Source organism: Mesotoga sp. (assembly GCF_035363035.1).
In the GTDB taxonomy this organism is placed as follows: Bacteria; Thermotogota; Thermotogae; order Petrotogales; family Kosmotogaceae; genus Mesotoga.
Genome location: NZ_DAOSEH010000135.1, coordinates 1 through 3,827 on the forward strand (window position 1 = coordinate 1; position 3,827 = coordinate 3,827).

Annotated in this window: 4 protein-coding genes; 1 reads left to right on the top strand and 3 read right to left on the bottom strand. The window is 56.2% G+C overall.

The window, feature by feature from the left end; translation table 11 throughout:
- The 3 genes from PKX57_RS11535 to PKX57_RS11545 all read right to left on the bottom strand — a co-directional run.
- A partial coding sequence (locus PKX57_RS11535) for an electron transfer flavoprotein subunit alpha/FixB family protein (RefSeq protein WP_472417460.1) occupies window positions 1–640 on the bottom strand: 640 nt, incomplete at its 3' end.
- Window positions 633–1,430, bottom strand: coding sequence for an electron transfer flavoprotein subunit beta/FixA family protein (locus PKX57_RS11540; RefSeq protein WP_214075003.1), 798 nt, complete (start codon window positions 1,428–1,430; stop codon window positions 633–635). The genes PKX57_RS11540 and PKX57_RS11535, both read right to left, overlap by 8 nt.
- A gap of 51 nt (window positions 1,431–1,481) precedes the next feature.
- A complete protein-coding gene (locus PKX57_RS11545) occupies window positions 1,482–3,590 on the bottom strand; it encodes a beta-galactosidase (RefSeq protein WP_214075004.1) in 2,109 nt (702 codons plus the stop codon).
- A 131-nt stretch (window positions 3,591–3,721) separates the two neighbouring features.
- Here PKX57_RS11545 and PKX57_RS11550 point away from each other — a divergent pair.
- Window positions 3,722–3,827: LacI family DNA-binding transcriptional regulator (locus PKX57_RS11550; RefSeq protein ID WP_472417463.1), on the top strand; the 106-nt coding region annotated here is incomplete at its 3' end.

Consider the following 3,827-nt stretch of genomic DNA (forward strand, 5'->3'; position numbering starts at 1 on the left):
TTATCTCGGCGTCCTGGACGCCCTTCTCGCCCTCTCCGATCGAGTCGAACTTCAGTAGTCTGGCCGGGCTTTCGACGAGTTCCGGTCTCACCGGAAAGTCAACGATCTCTCCCCGCTCCCTGTAAACCTCACCGAGCGGGGAGAAGGTCTTCGGTCTCACTGTCGCCATCTGGGGCCTGTGCTTTGGGGTCTTTATGGTCGCCATTATATTGCCGCCTATCGCCGGTCTGGTCTGGAGCAGATTGCCGGTTCCCTCTTCTATGTCCAGCCCGGTGCAGTCGGCTGTGAGACCGGTGCCGAGAAGCGCCGCCAGACCGGGCATGTACGTGCGGCCCGAAGTGGTGGCCGGGGCCAGAATCACTTCTGGCGGTCTTTGCGAGACCATCTCTTTCAAAACCCTTATGTACGGCCCGAAGTCGAACCTCTCGAAGCTTTTATCGACGGCGACCATCACCCTGTCGGCTCCTCCCCTGAAGAGGTTCCTGAAGGTCTCTTCCGTCGGCCTTTCCTGTATCAGAAGAGCGAGCGCGACGGATGAACCCCTCTTCCACGCCAGCTCCCTGGCCTTTCCGAGGAGTTCGTAGGTGCTGGAATGTATCTGAGTACCCCTTTTCTCGGCGATCACCCATATCTCACTCATGGTTCACCTCCAGGTACGGCTTCAGGAGAGCTTTGAGCCTGGCGATGCCCTCGAGCAGTTCGCTTCCTTCGTAAAGCTTCGCCTGACGCGAGAGCTTGGGCGTGTTTATCTTGACGACCCTCGTTGGTGAACCCATGAGGCCGATCGTCGATGGCTCAAGCCCCAGAGCCTCGCTGCCCATTTTCTCTATATTCGCGTTTCTGGCTTTCTTCTTTCCTTTCAGCGTGGGGAGGCGCGGCTCGTTGACGTTTTTGGTCACCGAGAGAAGCACGGGATAAGGCACTTTCCAGGTTTCTCTGCCGTCTTCCACTTCTCTCTCCACCACTATCCCGTCTTCGCCGACTTCGATTATCCTGGAAACATAGGTGATGACGGGTACACCGAGCATGGCTCCCGTTTCCGGCCCAACCTGTCCAGTCTCTCCGTCGGTGGCCTTTTCGCCGGCGAGTATCAGGTCGTACGGCCCTTCCAGCCCTATCATTGCGGAGAGGGTCTTCGCGGTAGCCCATGTATCGGCTCCCGCGAACTTTCTGTCCGTCAGCAGCACGGCCCTGTCTGCACCCATGGCTATCGCCTCGCGCAACGCCTCCTCGGCGGCGGGAGGCCCCATGGAAACGACGGTCAATTCGTGCTCCCCACTCTCTTTGATCCTTATGGCGCTCTCGAGCGCGTGCAGATCGAGTGGGTTAATCACCGTCCCGACTCCTTCCCTTATCATCGTTCCGTTCTCGGGGTCGAGTTTTACTTCGTCGGTGTCGGGCACCTGTTTAAGAAGTACTAGTATCCTCAACGCTACTCCCCCTTCAAAATTAGGTTCATATGTCTATATATTAATACAGCTTCAGGGGTAATTCATCTCCGCAGCCACCTCCCTCGCCCTGAGAAGTAGCTCCTTCCCACCGAAAAGCGGCTCTTCTTCGAAGCGAAGCCCCACGCGCCTTTCAAAATTATCTTCGTTGAAGACGTAAACCAGCCTCTCTCCACGATCGCCGACACTCACGACTGGAAAGACCCCGAAAGAATCGCCCGTCATGGAGATCTTCGGCTTCAATCCGTAGCCCTCGAGAATCCGGCCGAAGAAGCCGGTGTTGCAGTTGAAATGGGCCGTTATGACCGTCGTCTTTCCCAGTTTGGCGGCGCAAGTTTCACCCTTCTGCGCTATTACGGCGAGTTCTTCGCCACCCTCTATCTTGAAGGCCCGGGCGAAATGCGTGGCCAGTTCCGGCAGGCCCGAGGGTTTCACCGAGAGAAAATGCCTGTGAGAGGAGCGGTAAGCCTCCCCCGGAGTTATACCCAGAGCTTCGACCAGTTCCCTGCAGGCTCTACCGGTCATATCGAAGAGAGGCAGCTCCCCGTAAATCAGCAGCCTTCCACCGCGTTCGATGTGATCGGCGATCTTTCTCTGGATCGCAAAGTCCAGATACCTCGCGCATGGAAGGATCAGCAGCCCTTCGGGGTCGATCTCTCCGTCCTGTATATTCTTCACGTCGTAACGGTATCCCAGCAGCAGGAGCGCCTTGAGAAAGCTGTCCCAGAAGTTGCCCGCCCGGTGAGTCTGGAGATCGGAAACCATCTCTCGCAACCTCGCACCGTAATGGTACTCGCTCATGAAATAGTCCGGAATGAAGGCTACCGTGAGAGGATCGTGGATCACCGAGAGATTGCCCGTGCCTTTCGCCAGAGGTTTGAGGGAGAGTGTCGCCTCCTTCAGGAAGCGATAGGTGTAGTTTTCCGTGCCCGCAGGAGAGATCGGGGCCGCAAAGCCGTGGTGCTCGCCGGTGAAGGCTATCCTCCCGTTGCCGTCGAGCGGTTCGGGATCAAGGATGTAGTTTCTCCCTCCCGTGAAGAGATAGTAGTTGATCAACCTGTTTCCCTGGGCAATGCAGAGCTTCAGCTTGTGCTCAAGAGTGTAGGGGTCGATCCTCTGCCCGTAGTTGTCACCGTAATTGCCGTCTCCGCACTCGAATTCCATGGAACCGTAAACATTCCCGAAGGAGGCCGCGAGCATTTCGTTTATCGTGTACAGGTCCTGGAAGTTTCTCAATGAGAGATCTCCCAGATAGATATCGCTCGCGGGGAAGACCTCTTCGTCGTCGCAGGCCCTGTAAAGCTGGCTGATACCTACCGGGAAGGTGAAGCCCCTCCCTTCGGACGTACCGTGAATGTTGACTATATAGGGCACGCCTTCGATACCGGCCCTCATGGCCAGCCGTTTAAGGTTCTGCACGTATTCTCTGTAATCCTCGCGTGTGAACTGGCCGAAGTCGCGTATGAACTCCAGCGAGAAATCTTCCCCCGGGCTGCGGAGGAGCCTGTAAGTTCCATCGCTCTTTTCGAGCGGGAAGCCGTAGGGTTCGCTGCCGCGCTTCTTTGTGACCCAATCTATGAACCTGGCGAGTGTGAAGTCCGAGAGATCGGGCGTGTTGTTTATCCACTGGAGCATGCCTATCTCGTTGTCCAGCTGGACGGCGATAACGTTTCCTCCCCTGCCGACCAGCAACGGCCCGAGGATCTCTCCCACCCTGTCGTACCATTTTCCAACCTCCGCGAGAAAATCCCGGTGGTTGTATGTAACCATGGCGCTCTCGACTTTTCTTCCCTCCCAGCTGACGGGTCTGAGATGGGGGTACTTATCGTAAAGCCAGTGAGGGATCCCTTCGTTTTTCAGCTCGGCCATCACGAAGGGGCCCGGCCTGGCTATGAAGTAAAGCCCCAGCTCTTTCACAAGCTCCACGAAGGCTCTCAGGTCAAGCCTCCCGGTGAAATCGAATCTGCCCTCGACGCTCTCGTGACAGAGCCAGGGAATGTAGGAGGCTATCGCTTCGCAGCCGGCCTCCTTCGCTTTTTCGATCCTGTCTCTCCACTCCCCCGCCTCGAGCCTGAAGTAATGGATCTCGGCCGAGATCACCCGGGGAGTTTTACAGATCTTCGACCACTTCTCTTCTTTCATTTTTATCACCTTCGCAACGGCCATTGAAACTCTCAGACAATTATAGCCCGGTTATTCCCCGCCGGGATTTTGGACGGGGTTAGAAAAATAGTATAATTTGTTGAAACGTTTCAACGAAAGAAGGGATAACCTTGGCGACTATAAAAGACGTTGCGAGGCTCGCGGGGGTTTCGATCTCCACGGTTTCCTACGTCCTGAACAACAGCAACAGGATAGGCGAAGAGACCAGGCAGAAAG

Bases quoted from the DNA above. Each gene is read 5' to 3' on its own strand.
- PKX57_RS11545 (WP_214075004.1), bottom strand. From the start codon at position 3,590: ATGAAAGAAGAGAAGTGGTCGAAGATCTGTAAAACTCCCCGGGTGATC.